At 57.7% G+C, this 513-nt stretch carries 1 pseudogene; it reads left to right on the forward strand.

The features are described 5' to 3' along the window. Positions 1 to 513 (forward strand): annotated as a pseudogene (locus tag HMPREF3050_RS12665) (hypothetical protein); the annotation flags it as partial.

Raw genomic sequence — 513 nt, forward strand, 5'->3', positions numbered from 1 at the left:
GCCTGACCAAAGACGGTCTGAACAACGGCGGCAATAAAGTGTCCGACATCGCCGCAGGCGAAGCCGACACCGACGCAGTGAACGTTGCGCAGCTCAAAGCAGCCGCAGCGAAAGCGACATCCAAAGTGGACAGCGGCAACGACAACATCGTCGTCACACCTGAGCAAAATGCCGACGGCAGCACCACTTACAAAGTGGCGACCGCACCCAACCTCAAAGCCGACAGCTTCACCGCAGGCGATACCGTTGTGAACAACGACGGCGTCAAAGTCGGCGACAAAGTGGCTCTGGGTAAAGACGGTCTGAAAGCAGGCGATGTGAACATCACCGCCGACGGTATCAATGCCGGCAACAAAGCCATCAGTAATGTTGCCGCCGGTGTGAAAGACACCGATGCCGCCAACGTCGGACAGCTGAACCGTCTGACTGCCGCCGCCAAGACCGAAGTCGAAGCCGGTACCAACATCGCCGGTGTCACTAGCAAACAAGGTGCGAACGGTCAAACCGTTTACA

The organism is Neisseria sp. HMSC065D04 (genome assembly GCF_001815675.1).
Classification (GTDB): Bacteria; Pseudomonadota; Gammaproteobacteria; order Burkholderiales; family Neisseriaceae; genus Neisseria.